Origin of the sequence: Amycolatopsis sp. A1MSW2902 (genome assembly GCF_017312175.1) — a bacterium.
GTDB classification, from domain to species: Bacteria; Actinomycetota; Actinomycetes; order Mycobacteriales; family Pseudonocardiaceae; genus Amycolatopsis; species Amycolatopsis nivea.
Genome location: NZ_QJPO01000001.1, coordinates 6476643 through 6490951 on the forward strand (window position 1 = coordinate 6476643; position 14309 = coordinate 6490951).

Sequence of the window (14309 nt, forward strand, 5' to 3'; positions counted from 1 at the left end):
GGTTTTCGGGTTTCGCGGCAGCTCGGTTCAGTCGTAGCTTCCCTCCACTGTCCACACTGGATTTTCCGTTCCGGAGCAGAGGACGAGCACCGCCTCCGGCGCCTCGTTTTCCCCTGCCGCGAGCAGCAGTTGCAGCCGGGCTTGCTGCGGTCCGGTCGACCGACGGCCCGACGTGGCAGGCCACGGACCGGCCCATCCGGTGATCGGCCGGGGCGGCCCGCCCGCGACGCACAGTCCGTGCGGCGGCGCGGTCAGCCGTTTGCGCGAGGTGAGACCGACTGGCCGTCCTTGCGCGTCGATGACCTGGACTGGCAACGGTTGTTCCAGCACCGTCGCCGGGGACGGGGACGGCAACCGGGCAGGCCACGTGGCGTCCGGCGGTCCGGCAGGTTCCCGCGGATCGCCCCACGGAATGAGCCGGACCCGGCTCGCCGGATCGCGTCCGCCGTCGAGCAGCGGCGTGACCACGCCCTCCGGACCGAGCAGACCTTGCACCCGCACGAACGCGCGGCCGGCCCGTTCGGCAGCCAATTCCTCGTCCTCGCCTGGACCGGCGCCGGGATCGCTCCCCCGCCACAGCCCCAGCTGCAATGACCTCCCTTCGACGGTCTCTTCCGGTTCGAGCCGCAACCGCGCGACCCCGGCCGTGGGCCGTTCGCCGGGCGCGGCCTTGAGCCAGCCCTCGAACTGCCACCGAACCCGGTCCGCAACCCCTTGCGGCGTAAGTGGTTCCGCACAACGCCAGACGCGACCGAGCTGCTCACCGTTCTCAGTTGTCGCGTATATACCCAATCGAGTGCATGCGAGCCCGCGATCGGCGAGCGCGGCGTGGAACCGCGCGCCGAGTTTTTTGGCCGTGAACGCGGCGACGTCCACCCGGGCAAGCACCGGATCGAACGATTCGGCAAGCGACAGTTCCGGCGGCGGACTGCGGCGCAACGGCGGCCGGTCGGACAGCCCCCGGGCCAGCCGATGCGCGAGCACGCCGGTGCGCCCGAACCGAGCGGCCACGTCCCGCTCGCCGAGTTCGGCGAAGGCGCCGAGCGTGCGCAACCCGAGCCGGACGAGCAGGCCGACCAGATCCGCGCGCTCGGCATCCGGCTGGTCCAGCTCAGTCACCGGCAACGGAGCGAGAAATTCGGCGCTCCGCCCAGGTTCGACCAGCGCCCCCTGCCGTGCGGCCAGCGTCGCCGCGAACAGTCCTTCCGCCACGCCGACCTGGCATTCGACTCCCGCCGCCGCGGCCACCTGGTCCACCAGTTTCTCCGCGAGCTGCGGTTCGCCGCCGAAATACCCGGCCGCCCCCGCGACAGGAACCGCGAGCAACCCGGGCCGCACCACTTCCAGCCCGACGACCAGTTCCTCCACCGCCGACGCGACATTCTCGAAAAACCGCGCGTCCCGCGCCTCGTCTACGCCGAACACCGCCAAGTCAGGACACTGGGATTCCGCTTCCCGCCGACGCATGCCGCGCCGGATGTTCCGCGCCCGCGCGACCGCGGTGCACGCCACGACCCGGTTGGCATGAAACACCGCCGCCGGCTGGGTAAGCACACTCCCCGCCGCGGCGACGGCAGCGACCGCGGGCCAGTCTGGGCACCACAAGACCAGCATCCGCACGGGATGGCGGCGCGGATCCTCTTGTCCTTTGTGGACACTTTGGTTCACCCGACCGCCTCTTCCCGCGCCGCGACGCGCTTCTCGCCCCGGGAAACCCGACCGTCCTGGCCAGGAAGAAGCACCGATGCCGACCGGGGCCGAGCTGCTGCACCGCGTCCGCGGGCATGTACTTCGACCGGGCGGGAACGGAGGTGTCCGGCACCGTGCTCGAGCACCCCGGTCCAGGTTCCTGGGGTGCAGTGCAGCTCGACGTCGGCGGAAGGCCAGGGCCCCAGCGAAAGCAGCACGGCCCCGCGATGCCGAGCCCGAGCCGCGAGCCTCCGCGCGACGTCCGGCCGGACCGACCGGGGTTCGGTGACGACGAGGTCGACGCCATCGAGCAAAGCGGCCATCACCGCCGGGTATTCGGCCCCCGGCTGCGGAACCAACGCGAGCCGCGAGACGACGACGCCATGCTCGGCCGCCGCGACAATCCCCAGCGACGGGGCCCCGACCACCGCCGCCCACGCCCCGGCGGCGGTCGCCTCCGCGAGCAATGCGAACAGCAGCGAGGTGGAGTGGTGAACCGCGACGACGCTTCCACGGCGCAATCCGGCTCCGGGGAGGAGATCGGCCAGGGCTGGAGCCACCGGAAGCATCCGCCCGGCAGCCTGCCCCCAGTCGGCCCGGGAAGCCCGCTCGGCGGCGACGGTGCTGGCAGTGCTGACACCGGGGAGAGCGGTCAGTTTGGCCAGCGGGTGTGCCGGGTCTGCCGGTGAGGGCGGGTCCGCGGGGCGGAGCCGGGTTGCGGGACGGAGTTTCGAGGGTTCGGGGGTTGCTGGGCGCAGTTGGGTCGGCGGGGGCTCGGGGGGAGTTTCCTGGCTGGGCTCAGTTAGCGGGGTGGAAGGAGTTTCCGGGCGCAGCTGAGACGGCGGAGTGAGCGAGCGAAGACGAGTTGGCGGCTCCGATTCAGGTCGAGGCGGCGAATCGCGTTCAGCAGACGAGTGACCCCGATCGGAAGGCCGTAGTGAATCAGGTCCGCTGGACGCGCGCGAGGCAGTACCGGCGGGACGAAGCTCGCGGCCGGATTCGGCCGACCGGGCCTGCGAACGAAGCTCGGTGGGCGACCTGGCTTCCGCTGCCTTGCCGGAGATGGCCGGTGTCCACGGTTCGAACGCTGTGCCCAGCCGGGTGCGGGATCCGTTCTCCCCCATGGAGAACTTCAGGCGGGGAGAACTCGCGGACATCGCGGCGACTGGCGTCCGTTCCTTCGCCAAGGCTTCGAGCGCCGACCATGGCACCAGTACTTCCCACGAGCGTGCCGGCCGCGCCTCCGGCACGCTCGTGGGCGCGGAAGGTTCCGCAGCGGAGAAGATCTCCTGAGATGCCCGCTTCAGCAGAGGTGATTTCCTTGCGGTGCCAAGGAGATCGGTCGTGGCAGAGTCAGCAGGAAGAACTGGGGTGCGCAGGTTTCCGGGCACCGCCGGAGAGTCGCTCGACACGGAAGCGGCCTCGGCCAGAGCCACCGCGGTGCCCTCTCCCAACACCGCCCCAGTCAAAGCCGAAGTACTGCTCGCTCCCAACGCCGCTCCGGCCGCTTCCGGAACTCCCCTAGCCCCGGAAGCTCCCGACGCCACCCTGACCGCGGACGAAGAACCGTTCGCCGCCGAGGCTCCCCAAGCCATCCCGGCGACGGCCGAAGAACCACCCGCCGCCGAAGCTCCCGCAGCCAACGCAACAGCGCCGCCCGCCCCCGAAGCCACCCCGGCCACGACCGAAGAACCACCCGCCGCCGAGGCTCCCGCAGCCAACGCAACAGCGCCGCTCGTCCCCGAAGCCACCCCGGCCAGAGCCGAAGCCTCGCCCGCTTCCCAAAAATCAGCCGAGGCACCGTCCGCGGAAGTCCCCCCAGGCTCACCAGCCGCCCCCGCGGCCGAGAAAACCTCTGCACCTTCCGCGATCTCCGAAGCAAACCCCGAAGAAGCAGCCCCCGAAGCCGCTCCGGTCGTCACCGGTTTCTCCTTCCGCCGGGATCGGCCGACGGTCCGTCCCGGGACAGGTCGTCACACCTGGCCTGGGACGGACGCCGGCACACCGCGGGGAAGGCGGTTCCGCATCCTCATCCGTGCGGAAACCGCACGGTCACCCAACAAATCGCACCCACAACACACCACTGCGCCGAACAGTATCGAACACCCGTTCGACACACCTAGTCTCACCCGCCCTCCCCCGCCTGTCAAGCGCGCACGGAGAAAGAACCCGGAAGATCACCGGACACCAGGAAAACCGCTCTTTACACTGGGAACCCTGATGAAGACAGGACACATCGCCCTGCGGGGTTTCGCCGAAGCTGACCTTCCGGTGCTCGACCGGTTCTCCACGGACCCGGACGGCGCCGGGACCTTCCAGTGGACGAGGTTCACCGGACCGCAGGCACGGCGCCGGTTCGCCGAGGACGGGTTCCTCAGCCCGGCGTCGAGCGCGGTCGCGGTGACTGTCGACTCGGTCGTCGCCGGGATGGCTACCTGGGAGGCGGCCGACCGGGGCGGGCCCGCCGGCGGGTGCTTCCGGGTCGGGGTCGCGTTGCTGCCCGACTATCGCGGCCACGGCACCGCCGCGAAGGCGTACCAGCTGCTCGTCGACCAGCTCTTCCGGCACACCCGTGCGCACCGGCTCGAAGCCTTCGTCGACAGCGAGGACGTCGCCGGGCAGCACACGCTCGAAAAGACCGGCTTCCATCGCGAAGGCCTGCTGTGCCAGGTCACCTGGCGCGACGGCGGTTACCGCGACGAGGTCGTCTACGCGATCTTGCGCGAGGGATGAAAAAACCGGCCGGGACCCGAAGGTCCCGGCCGGTCAGCGAAAAACTCAGTGCGCGAAGTGGCGCGTTCCGGTGAGGTACAGCGTGATCCCGGCGGCCTCGGCGGCGGCGATCACCTCGGCGTCGCGGATGGACCCGCCGGGCTGCACGACGGCTCGCACGCCCGCCTCGATCAGCACCTCGAGCCCGTCCGGGAACGGGAAGAACGCGTCCGACGCGCCGACCGAGCCCTTCGCCCGGTCGCCCGCCCGCGCGACCGCCAGCCGCGACGAGTCGACGCGGTTGACCTGGCCCATGCCGACGCCGACGGTTGCCTGCTCGTGCGCCAGCAGGATCGCGTTGGACTTCACCGCGCGCAGCGCACGCCACGCGAATTCCAGGTCCGCCAGGGTCTGCTCGTCGGCGGGCGAGCCGGTGGCCAGCGTCCAGTTCGCCGGGTCGTCGCCGGGGGCGTCGATCGCGTCGGCGGTCTGCACGAGGACGCCGCCGGAGATCGGCCGGAACTCCACCGGGGACGCGTTCTCGATCGCGGGCAGCTTCAGCAGCCGCACGTTCTTCTTGCGCTGCAAGATCTCCAGCGCTTCCGGCTCGAAGTCGGGGGCGAGCACGACCTCGGTGAACACCTCGGCGATCTGCTCCGCCGCCGCGACGCTCACCGGCCGGTTCGTGGCGATCACGCCGCCGTACGCGGACACCGGGTCGCAGGCGTGCGCCTTGCGGTGTGCTTCGGCGACGTCCGCGCCGACAGCGATCCCGCACGGGTTGGCGTGCTTGATGATCGCGACAGCCGGCTCGGAGAAGTCGAAGGCGGCCCGACGCGCGGCGTCAGTGTCGACGTAGTTGTTGTACGACATCGCCTTGCCGTGAAGCTGCTCCGCGTGCGCGAGGCCCGGCTGCGCACCGCGGTACAGCGCCGCCTTCTGGTGCGGGTTCTCGCCATAGCGCAGTACGTCCGCACGGTCCCACGTCGCGCCGAGGAAGTCCGGGAAGCCGCTGTCGTCCGAAGGCGCGTACGCGTTGGCGAACCACGAAGCGACAGCCGTGTCGTACGCAGCCGTGTGCGCGTACGCCTGCGCAGCGAGCCGCTTGCGGTCCGAGAGCTCGAAGCCGCCCGCGGAGACCTGCTCAAGCACCCACGCGTACCGCGCCGGGTCCACGACGACAGCGACACTGCCGTGGTTCTTCGCGGCCGCGCGCACCATCGCGGGGCCACCGATGTCGATGTTCTCGACGCAGTCCTCGAAGCTCGCGCCGGACGCGACAGTCGCCTGGAACGGGTACAGGTTCACCACGAGCAGGTCGAACGCCGCGATGTCGAGCTGCTTGAGCTGCGCGACGTGGTCGTCATTGCTCTGGTCGGCGAGCAGACCGGCGTGCACGCGCGGGTGCAGCGTCTTGACCCGGCCGTCGAACGACTCGGGGAACCCGGTGACCTGCTCGACCGGCGTGACCGGAACCCCGGCGTTCGCGATGACCTTCGCCGTGCCGCCGGTCGACACGATCTCCACGCCGGCCGCGTGCAGGCCGGTCGCGAGCTCGAGCAGGCCGGCCTTGTCCGAGACGCCGATCAGCGCGCGCCGGACCGGGCGCCGTCCCTGTGCTGTGCTCACGAAAACCTCACCTTTCGTCCGTCCACGGTGCACCCACCACGGCCGAGTCGCTCGATCGTTTCAACCAGCAGCCTGCGTTCCACGGCTTTGATCCGCTCGTGCAGGACGTCTTCGGTGTCGTCGGTCTCCACCGGCACCGCCTCCTGGGCGATGACCGGGCCAGTGTCCACCCCGGCGTCGACGAAATGCACCGTCGATCCGGTGACGCGCACGCCCGCGGCCAGCGCGTCGGCGACCGCGTGCATCCCGGGGAACGACGGCAGCAGCGCGGGGTGGGTGTTGATCACGCGGCCCGCGAACCGCGACAGGAACTCCGGCCCGAGGATCTTCATGAAACCCGCGGACACCACGAGGTCGGGCTGATAAGCCGCGACGGCCTCGGCGAGCGCGCGGTCCCAGGCGGCCCGGTCCGGATGGTCGGCGACGCGCACGGTGAACGACGGCACGTCCGCCCGTTCCGCCCGCGCGAGCGCCTCGATGCCGGTGCGATCCGCGCCGACCGCGACGACGGAGGCCGGGAACCCGGGCTGCCCGGCCGCGTCGAGCACAGCCTGCAGCAGCGTGCCGGAACCGGACGCGAGCACGACGATCTTCACCGGAGTGGGCAGTTCCAAGCGGCTGGCCAGAACGGGCTCCTTGCACGGCGGTACGCCTCGGGCGCACGGCGCTTCACCAGGTCGCCCCAACCCTAACGGTCGTCCTCGGCGGGCTTCGCGTCGCCGGAGTCCTCGGTGGACTCGGTCACAGCGTCCGGCTCTTCGGCGGGGGTTTCGGGCTCGTCCTCCAGCAGGTCGAGGCCCAGTTCCGCGTCAGCCTCGGCGTCGAAGTCCTCGTCGCCCTCAGCCGAGGCCTCGTCGGATTCTTCGCCAGAGTCTTCGGCGTCTTCAGCGTCTTCGGATTCCTCGGCCTCGTCCGTATCCGCGACGTCCTCGTCGGACTCGGGCTCGGACTCCTCAGCATCCTCGGACTCAGCCGACTCGGACTCGGCTTCAGGTTCAGGCTCAGCCTCGTCCTCCACCTCGAGCGAGCCCACCGGCTGCATCGGAGCGTGCGCCCCCGCGAAGAAGGCCACGAACCCGGCCGGAATGACGATCCAGCAGAACGCGACGATCGACGCCACCCCGACCGGGACGCTGACCGGGTCGAACGGACCGTCGCCGAGTCGTCCGCCAGCGAGCGTGCCCAGCAGCACGCAGCCGAATCCGACGACCGCGCCCGCGACGACCACGACCCGCAGCCTCGCCGCCGGGTCCTCGTCCACCGCGCGGACCGACCAGCCGACCAGCACGCCGACCGCCAGCGGCAGCACCAGCAGCACCGGCCACCACGACGCGGCGTGCTCGGGAATGCCTCCGAGCAGCGGGACCCCGGGGACGGAACCGCCGCGGTAGCCGATGAGGTGCACGTCGAGACTGCCGATGCTGAACCCGGGTCCGCTCGCGAACGACATCGCGGCGACCACGGCGTTCGGCAGGTACAGCAGGGAAAGCAGGAACAGGCCGAAGCTGCTCCCGAACGACGGCTCGAACAGGCTGGACACCGTGCGCGCGGACAGCGCCGTGGCGGCGGTCAGCGTCAACGCGCCAGCGGCCAGCAGCGCGAACAGTCCGAGCAGGCCCGCGCGCAGGCCGCGAAGAGCCAGCGGATCGAGCCGGTCGGCGAGCACCCGCGGCATCCCGAACCGGCGAAGCACCCCGCCGGTGGCCGCGAGTCCGGAGATCACGGCAGGCACCACCGCGGCGAGCCAGAAATTCGCCCGCACTGGTTCGCCGATCGACAGCAGCGAAATCAGCACTCCGAACAGCAGATGCGCGCCGGAAATCGTGGCGATCAACGGGACCGCGTGCCGCAGCCTGGCGCAGCGAAGCCGCCGCACGGCCTTGGCCGCCGCGCGCGCGACCAGCAGCACCACCCCGATCGTCGGCAGCAGCGGCAGCATCCCGAGCGGATGGCCGCCGATCCCGAGTTCGACCTGGTAGGCGGCCAGCCAGCCAGGTCCCGCCGACAACAGCACGCCGCCCGCGGAGAAGACCGCGTACTGGGCGGTCAGGGTGACGAGCGCGAGCAGCGTGGCGACCACCGCGTAGCCGGTGACGAGCGGGCCGAGCGCCGCGGCGAGCAACACCCGGAACCGGGGAACATCCTGGTCAAGGGAGTCGCCCACCGGCTCGTCGCCCGCGGGGCGTCCGGGACTGGTGAGCACCTGCATGTCCTCGACCATGACATCCGCACTCGGCCGTCCGGGTGAGGCACGCCGCCCGGCGGACGTGGCGAATCCAACGCCCACCCGGTCGTGGCACCGGGCCAAGAAAAACACCCGCTGTGACACGGAGAGTCACAGCGGGTGGGTGATGCGAAGGGGTTTCAGCCTTGCTGTCCGAAACCTCCGGGCGGCGTGCCCGGTTTGTTCTGGTCCGCGGGCGGCTGGAAGAACTGGCCCTGCTGCGGCGCGTACGTCGTGGCCTGTCCGCCCGGCGGCGGAGTGGCGGGCGGCTGCTGACCCTGCTGGCCGGGAGCCGGCTGGTACTGCGTCGGCTGGTACTGGCCCTGCTGGCCGTAGGGCTGCTGGTACGCCGGAGCGGACGGCTGCGGCGTCGGCGGCTTGAGCACGTTGTACTCGAACAGCAGCACCGCGACCGACGCGGCCGCCTGCAGCAGACCGAGGATCAGCACCACGATCACGATGGCGGACGACCGCCCGGAGATGACGGCGTCGAGCGCGCCCAGCCCGCCGACCACGCTGAACAGCGCGGCGAACGGCAGCGTCTTCGGCCCCTTGGGCAGCAGGTTCAGCGCCGACAGCAGACCGCCGACAAGCAGGAACAGAATGGGCTGCCCGGCCGTGCCCGCCTCGGAAGCGAAGCCGAGGAAGTACTGCACCAGGCCGAGCCCGGCCACGCCGAGGGACAGCAGCAGCGGAAGGTTCGGCGGCGCACCGGCACCCGCGGCAGGCGGACCCTGCTGCGGCTGGGGCTGCTGCGGGAACCCGCCCGACGGGGGCGGTCCCTGGGACGGCTGGCCCTGCTGAGGGTAGCCGGGCCCGCCACTGGGGAAGGTCATCGGAAGCTCTCCTGTCTCATCGACCGGCGGTTCGGGATCTTGAGGCACCCGGGGTGCACCGGCGGCGTCCCCCGCTCACGAGTGACTGCACGCTAGCGCATCCGCGCTGGGCGTCCGCGTCGTTGGACGCACCGGACACCGGATCGGTTGCGGGCGGAAACGACGGAGGCCGGGCACCGTGTCGGTGCCCGGCCTCCGCCAGTGGAGTCGCTGCTGGTCAGCCGAGGCTGTTGTACAGCTCCCGGGCGAGAACCGCGGTCTCGCTCGGGGTCTTGCCGACCTTGACGCCGGCGGCCTCGAGGGCCTCCTTCTTCGCCGCGGCGGTGCCGGACGAACCGGAGACGATCGCGCCCGCGTGGCCCATCGTCTTGCCCTCAGGGGCGGTGAAGCCCGCGACGTAGCCGACGACCGGCTTGGTCACGTTCTCCTTGATGTAGGCCGCGGCCCGCTCCTCGGCGTCGCCGCCGATCTCGCCGATCATCACGATGACCTTGGTGTCGGCGTCCTTCTCGAACGCCTCGAGGGCGTCGATGTGGGTGGTGCCGATGACCGGGTCGCCGCCGATGCCGACAGCGGTGGAGAAGCCGATGTCGCGCAGCTCGTACATCATCTGGTAGGTCAGCGTGCCCGACTTCGACACGAGGCCGATCGAGCCCGGGCCGGTGATGTCGGCCGGGATGATGCCCGCGTTCGACTTGCCGGGGCTGATCACGCCGGGGCAGTTCGGCCCGATGATCCGGGTCTTGTTGCCGGTCGCGACCGCGTGCGCCCAGAAGTAGGCCGAGTCGTGCACCGGGATGCCCTCGGTGATGACGACGGCCAGCGGGATCTCGGCGTCGATCGCCTCGATGACCGCGTCCTTGGCGAACTTCGGCGGCACGAAGATGACCGACACGTCGGCGCCGGTCTCCTTGATGGCCTCCTCGACCGTGCCGAACACGGTGAGGTCCTTGCCCTCGACGGTGACCGTCTGGCCGGCCTTGCGGGCGTTGACGCCGCCCACGATGTTGGTGCCGGACTTCAGCATCTTGGTCGCGTGCTTCATGCCCTCGGAGCCGGTGAGCCCCTGGACGATGACCTTGCTGTTCTCGTTGAGGAAGATCGACATCTCACGCACCTGCCGCGGCGAGCTCGGCAGCCTTGTCGGCCGCGTTGTCCATTGTGTCCACCACGGTGACCAGCGGGTGGTTCGCGTCGGCCAGGATCTGGCGACCCTCGACGACGTTGTTGCCGTCCAGGCGGACGACCAGCGGCTTGGTGGCCTCGTCGCCCAGGATCTTCAGCGCCTCGACGATGCCGTTCGCGACCGCGTCACAGGCGGTGATGCCGCCGAAGACGTTCACGAACACGCTCTTCACGTCGGTGTCGTTGAGGATGACGTCCAGCCCGGCCGCCATGACCTCGGCCGACGCGCCGCCGCCGATGTCGAGGAAGTTGGCGGGCTTCACGCCGCCGTGCTTCTCGCCCGCGTACGCCACGACGTCCAAAGTGGACATCACGAGGCCCGCGCCGTTGCCGATGATGCCGACCTCGCCGTCGAGCTTGACGTAGTTGAGGTTCTTGGCCTTGGCCTTAGCCTCGAGCGGGTTCTCGGCCTGCTTGTCGACGAGCTCCTCGTGCGCCGGGTGGCGGAAGGAGGCGTTCTCGTCGAGGGTGACCTTGCCGTCGAGGGCGATGATCTTGTCCTGCGGGTCGCGGACCAGCGGGTTGACCTCGACCAGGGTGGCGTCCTCGGAGACGAAGGTCTCCCACAGCTTCACCACGACGTCGGCGGCCTCGTCGATGATCTCGGCCGGGAAGTTGCCCGCCTTGAGGATCTCGAGCGCGGTGGCCTTGTCGACGCCCTTGATCGCGTCGACCGGGATCTTGGCGAGCGCGTCCGGGCGCTCGACCGCGAGCTGCTCGATCTCCATGCCGCCTTCGGACGACGCCATCGCGAGGAAGGTGCGGTTGGCGCGGTCGAGCAGGAAGGAGAAGTAGTACTCGGACGCGATGTCCGAGGCTTCCGCCACCAGCACGCGGTGCGTGATGTGGCCCTTGATGTCGAGGCCGAGGATGGCTTCCGCCTTCTCCTTCGCCTCGTCGGGCGTCTGGGCCAGCTTGACGCCGCCCGCCTTGCCCCGGCCGCCGACCTTCACCTGCGCCTTGACGACGACCTGGGTGCCGATCTGCTCCGCGGCGGCCTTGGCTTCTTCCGGGGTGCTTGCCACGGCGCCCGGCAGAACCGGTACTCCGTGGGCGGCGAAGAGATCCCTCGCCTGGTACTCGTAGAGGTCCACTACTCCAGTCTCCTGACGACACGCCACTGTGGTGGTCCGTTTTCCGGACCGCGCTGTCGGACCAGTCGAGGTTAGCGACCAGCGCAGACGCAGGGGACGCCGCACCTGGTGAAGTCGGTCACCGTGCGCGGTCAGAGGGTGTGCCGAGGGTGTGAGACCGCCCACCGACAAGCATTTCAGCGGCCTTTTCGGCGCTTTCGGAGCCCAACTCGATCACCGCGGTGCCGGAGAGCGCTTCCGCGAGGCCTTCGGGCACGGGACCGCCGAGGAGGCCCAGAATGTCTGGATCCTCCTGTTCGGTGGTGCGCACGATCTTTTCCGCTGTGTCGAGGTGTCCTACGTGGACGACTTCGAGACCGGCGTCGCGCAGCAATCGCGCCAACGGAATCGCCGCGGTTTCTTCGGCCAACTCGACGAGGACGACGCGCCGCGGACTCACTTCTTCGCACCGGCGGCCGCGATGACAGCGGTGATCACTGCCGACGCTGTCGCGGCGAGCCCGAGCCAGAAACCCGCACCCGGCTTCGCGCCGTAGAACAGGATGCTGACCAGCGGAATCTCGGCGACGCGCAAGGCAAGGAGCAGTGCCGCTCCAGCCAGTCCCGCCGCCGCGGCACCAGGCCGTGAACGAACGCTCAACCCGAGCGTCCCGAGAACGACGAGCAGCGCGGCGAGCAATCCCCACGACGGAGTGTCGAAATCGGACCAGAGACCGGGCGGCGCGTAATCCTGCGCGGTGAACACCGGCGTGCCGAACGCCGCGATCGCCAGCACCGCGGTGATTCCAGCCGGAATGAGTGCGGCGGATCGCGCCCCTTCGGTACCGGTGTCATCGCGTTCCACGACGCCGGTGATCACCGCGGCCAATCCGGTAAGCCCGGCGAGACCGAGCGCGATCGCGGTGAAAACGGCACCCGCGCCGAGGTGGTAACTGATCGCGCCGCCGAGCCCGCCGAGCCCAGTCGCTTCGGAGGCGGTGATGGCCGTGCTGAGAACCGCCGTTCCCGCGAGAACGACGCCAGCCCACAACACCGCGAGAATTCCGCGCGCGATCGGCGCGGTGCGGCGGGAGAGAAGGAAAGGTGTTGGCAGCACGACAAGAACTGCCGCGACCAGCAGCTGCAGACGAGCCGGGCTGTCCGTGCTGTTGCCGAGCTGCGGAGCGTACGCACCGATCGCCGCCGCGACCCCGGTCAGCAACGCGAGGAGCCCGGTGAGCGCGCGCCAGATGGTAAGCCCTGGGACACGCGCCTCGCCGGCCAGGTCGGTGCGCTCGGTTTGCGTCTGCTGCGGTGTCGCAAGTGGAGTGAGGACGAGGACCAGCACCATCGGCACGACGGCGAGATACGCGCCCGTCGAGACCTCCAGCCCGGGCACGGCGAACCCGGCGACCAACGTCGGCACCGCGACGGCAAGCACCGCCGCGACAATCCCGCCGAGCGTCCCGCGGGCGACACCGTCGGATCCAGCAAAAACCCCGAGCACCGCGGCGACCGGCAGCGCACCGGCGAGGAGAAGGTACCCGGCGAGCGCCAGCCCCGGGCCCTCGAATGCTGACCGCGCAAGGAGAAACGGGTCGTCCGAGAGGACCGGGGTCATCAGCAATCCGACTGCGGCGACGACGGCGAGCAGCGGAATGATCAGCCGCCACCGGCGTTTGTCGTCGCCGCCAGCGATCTCGTTGCGCTCCAGCACGACGCGCGCGGCCACTATCCCGGCGGCGAGCGTCAGCAGATGGCCGACGATCAGCAGCCAGAACCCGATGCCGACACCGCTGCGGTCGAGCAGGCGGTCCGGGAGGTACAGCTCGGGGCGGATGGTTTTGGAGCCGTTGACGAGGAATTGGAGATCGAGGATCAGCCTGCCCGGAGCGAGTGCGGCTAGGCCGGTGACGAGACCGGCCGCCAGTCCGTAGCGGCCGCTTCGGGCGGCCGCGACCGCGATTCCGGCTGGGACGACGGCGAGGATGACGAGTAGCGGCCAGGAGAGGTAGCCGGGTCCGGCGTCCGGTGAGACCGGGGCGATGGCGCCTGCGGCCAGCGCCAGGGAGCCGACGGCGAGGAGGGCGGTGGCGGCTTGGAGCCTTGGGGAGGGGGGTTGGTCGGTTAGGTCTAGGAGGGTCTCGCCTTTACGGCTTGCTTCTCCGCGGCTTGCGTCTCGATGGTCTGCGCTTCGGCCGTTTGCGTCTCGGCGGTCAGCGGCCTGGCGGCTGGGGATGGTCCGCGGCGCAGACCTCTGCTCGTCAGGGATGGCGGCAGGCTTCCGGCTAGCCAGACCTGCCTCGTCACGCTGTTGCCCGGCGGCAGGTTCCCGGCTTGCCGGGCTTTCCGCAGCGGACTGGTCGCGGGTGAACGGGTCGGCTGAGCTTTCCGCAGCAGTCTCCCCGGCACGGCCCGACCGGCCAGAGCTTGCCACCGACTGCGACTCGTCACGGTCGGATGAGCCTTCCTCGGGCGTCGCTCCGCCGCGGCGAGATGGACTCCCCTCGGAGGGCTTCCCGGCAGAACGCGACTCATCAAAGCCTTCTTCTGTCCGAGGCTCGCCGCGACCGGGTGAATCTGCCTCGGGCGTCACTCCGCCACGGCGAGATGGGCTTCCCGTTGCGGACGACCTGCCACGGCCAGCCGAGCCTTCCTCGGACGTCTCTCCGCCACGGCTAGGCGAGTCGGCGGGACTTGCCGACGTCGGCTCGGTGCCGCCGGGTGAGTCCGCCGAACGTCCAGCGGGGTCCGTCCCGCGGCGACGGGACGAGTGGGCGGGGCTGTCGGCGGGATCCGATTTCGCGCGGTCGGCGTCGCGGCGGGCACGGGCTCGGGCGGCGGCCTTGCGCTCGGCGAGGCTGGGACGCCGGGGTCCGGCGGGACGGCCCGGGGTGTCCGGGGCGGAATCGCCGTCGGAAGGCTCTGGGGTCGGCGGAGTCATCGCTCGCGACGCTAGCAA

12 protein-coding genes are annotated in these 14309 nt (G+C 70.5%); 2 read left to right on the top strand and 10 right to left on the bottom strand.

Annotated elements, in window-relative coordinates; translation table 11 throughout:
- Positions 1-27: 27 nt before the first annotated feature.
- The gene (locus DMP23_RS29840; RefSeq protein WP_337824461.1) at positions 28-1614 is read right to left on the bottom strand and encodes a DNA polymerase Y family protein; all 1587 of its coding nucleotides are present in this window, start codon (positions 1612-1614) and stop codon (positions 28-30) included.
- 50 nt (positions 1615-1664) lie between these two features.
- A complete protein-coding gene (locus DMP23_RS29845) occupies positions 1665-2258 on the bottom strand; it encodes a hypothetical protein (protein WP_037816176.1) in 594 nt (197 codons plus the stop codon).
- Between the two features lie 460 nt (positions 2259-2718).
- Between DMP23_RS29845 and DMP23_RS29850 the strand changes: the two genes are divergently transcribed.
- The gene (locus DMP23_RS29850; RefSeq protein WP_337823182.1) at positions 2719-2982 is read left to right on the top strand and encodes a hypothetical protein; all 264 of its coding nucleotides are present in this window, start codon (positions 2719-2721) and stop codon (positions 2980-2982) included.
- Between the two features lie 927 nt (positions 2983-3909).
- A complete protein-coding gene (locus tag DMP23_RS29855) occupies positions 3910-4422 on the top strand; it encodes a GNAT family N-acetyltransferase (RefSeq protein ID WP_043835171.1) in 513 nt (170 codons plus the stop codon).
- 45 nt (positions 4423-4467) lie between these two features.
- Here the strand turns inward: DMP23_RS29855 and purH are convergent, their stop codons facing one another.
- From purH to DMP23_RS29895, 8 genes are all read right to left on the bottom strand, one after another.
- On the bottom strand, positions 4468-6030 hold the full coding sequence (gene purH / locus DMP23_RS29860; protein WP_134731442.1) for a bifunctional phosphoribosylaminoimidazolecarboxamide formyltransferase/IMP cyclohydrolase: 1563 nt from the start codon (positions 6028-6030) through the stop codon (positions 4468-4470).
- Complete coding sequence (purN, locus tag DMP23_RS29865; RefSeq protein WP_337823183.1) at positions 6027-6644, bottom strand: phosphoribosylglycinamide formyltransferase; 618 nt, start codon at positions 6642-6644, stop codon at positions 6027-6029. Before purN ends, purH begins: the two co-directional genes overlap by 4 nt.
- A 74-nt stretch (positions 6645-6718) precedes the next feature.
- Positions 6719-8251, bottom strand: coding sequence for a cell division protein PerM (locus DMP23_RS29870; RefSeq protein ID WP_337823184.1), 1533 nt, complete (start codon positions 8249-8251; stop codon positions 6719-6721).
- Between the two features lie 143 nt (positions 8252-8394).
- Positions 8395-9090: a DUF5336 domain-containing protein gene (locus tag DMP23_RS29875; RefSeq protein WP_337823185.1), complete on the bottom strand. Its 696-nt coding sequence runs from the start codon at positions 9088-9090 to the stop codon at positions 8395-8397.
- A gap of 217 nt (positions 9091-9307) precedes the next feature.
- Complete coding sequence (gene sucD, locus DMP23_RS29880; RefSeq protein ID WP_037816181.1) at positions 9308-10198, bottom strand: succinate--CoA ligase subunit alpha; 891 nt, start codon at positions 10196-10198, stop codon at positions 9308-9310.
- 1 nt (position 10199) lies between these two features.
- The gene (gene sucC, locus DMP23_RS29885) at positions 10200-11369 is read right to left on the bottom strand and encodes an ADP-forming succinate--CoA ligase subunit beta (protein WP_134667608.1); all 1170 of its coding nucleotides are present in this window, start codon (positions 11367-11369) and stop codon (positions 10200-10202) included.
- Between the two features lie 118 nt (positions 11370-11487).
- Entirely contained in the window at positions 11488-11778 is a 291-nt protein-coding gene (locus DMP23_RS29890; protein WP_240016141.1) for a hypothetical protein, read from the bottom strand.
- A gap of 26 nt (positions 11779-11804) precedes the next feature.
- Positions 11805-13784, bottom strand: a complete 1980-nt coding sequence (locus tag DMP23_RS29895) for a hypothetical protein (protein WP_337823186.1) — start codon at positions 13782-13784, stop codon at positions 11805-11807.
- Between the last annotated feature and the right edge of the window lie 525 nt (positions 13785-14309).

What these genes read in the sequence shown, in the direction of transcription:
- DMP23_RS29875 (WP_337823185.1), bottom strand. Translation starts at nt 9,090, where the DNA reads ATGACCTTCCCCAGTGGCGGGCCCGGCTACCCTCAGCAGGGCCAGCCG.
- DMP23_RS29840 (WP_337824461.1), bottom strand. Translation starts at nt 1,614, where the DNA reads ATGCTGGTCTTGTGGTGCCCAGACTGGCCCGCGGTCGCTGCCGTCGCC.
- DMP23_RS29855 (WP_043835171.1), top strand. Translation starts at nt 3,910, where the DNA reads ATGAAGACAGGACACATCGCCCTGCGGGGTTTCGCCGAAGCTGACCTT.
- sucD (WP_037816181.1), bottom strand. Translation starts at nt 10,198, where the DNA reads ATGTCGATCTTCCTCAACGAGAACAGCAAGGTCATCGTCCAGGGGCTC.
- DMP23_RS29845 (WP_037816176.1), bottom strand. Translation starts at nt 2,258, where the DNA reads ATGCTTCCGGTGGCTCCAGCCCTGGCCGATCTCCTCCCCGGAGCCGGA.
- DMP23_RS29870 (WP_337823184.1), bottom strand. Translation starts at nt 8,251, where the DNA reads ATGGTCGAGGACATGCAGGTGCTCACCAGTCCCGGACGCCCCGCGGGC.